Source organism: Promicromonospora kroppenstedtii DSM 19349 (assembly GCF_000515355.1).
Lineage (GTDB): Bacteria > Actinomycetota > Actinomycetes > Actinomycetales > Cellulomonadaceae > Promicromonospora > Promicromonospora kroppenstedtii.
On record NZ_KI911756.1, the window covers coordinates 1,443 to 2,256 of the forward strand.

The window sequence follows — 814 nt, forward strand, 5'->3', positions numbered from 1 at the left end:
CTACGGGCGGCGCCGCACCCGCGGCTCCGGCAGCGCCGGGGGAGCCGCCGCCGGGGTCTCCTCCAGCAGCCGGAACGCCTCGGCCATGCCCGCCTCGAGCTGCGGGTCGACGTCGGAGAAGTAGTCCGCCGGGGTGTGCCGCACCTCGATGTCGGGGTCCACGCCGTAGTTCTCGACGTCGAAGCCCTTGCCGTCGAGCCAGAGGCCGTATCGCGGCTGGGTGATCCCGGTGCCGTCCACGAGGTCGAAGCGGCCGTCGATCCCGATCACGCCGCCCCAGGTCCGCACCCCGACCACCGGGCCGACGCCGAGCGCCTGCGCGGCCGCGTTCACGATGTCGCCGTCGGACCCCGCGTACTCGTTGGTGACGAGCACGACCGGGCCGCGCGGTGCGCGGTCCGGGTAGGAGTTCGGGCGGTCGTAGTGCCGGTTCAGCCCCCAGCCCGCGACGCGGGCGGCGAGGCGGGCGATCACGAGCTGTGAGGTGTGCCCGCCGCCGTTGAAGCGCACGTCCACGACGATGCCCTCGCGGTCCGCGGCGAGCCGCAGGTCGCGGTGCAGCTGCGCCCAGCCGGTGCTCACCATGTCCGGGACGTGCACGTAGCCGAGCCGGCCGCCCGACTTCTCGGCGACGTACTCGCGGCGCGACCGCACCCAGTCCTGGTATCGCAGGTCGGACTCGTCGGCGAGCGGCACGACGACGACGCGCCGGTCCGTGCTCGACGCCGGGCCGGACCCGCCGTCCGCGGCTGCTGCGGGCGTCGCCGGCAGGGTCAGCTCGACCGGGATCTCGGCCGCGCCGACGAGGTTCGCC

At 75.2% G+C, this 814-nt stretch carries 1 protein-coding gene; it reads right to left on the reverse strand.

Features of this window, described 5'->3' with window-relative positions:
• Positions 1 to 814, reverse strand: an 814-nt coding sequence (locus PROKR_RS26230; RefSeq protein WP_036969645.1) for a S41 family peptidase, incomplete at its 5' end; no start/stop codon positions are given.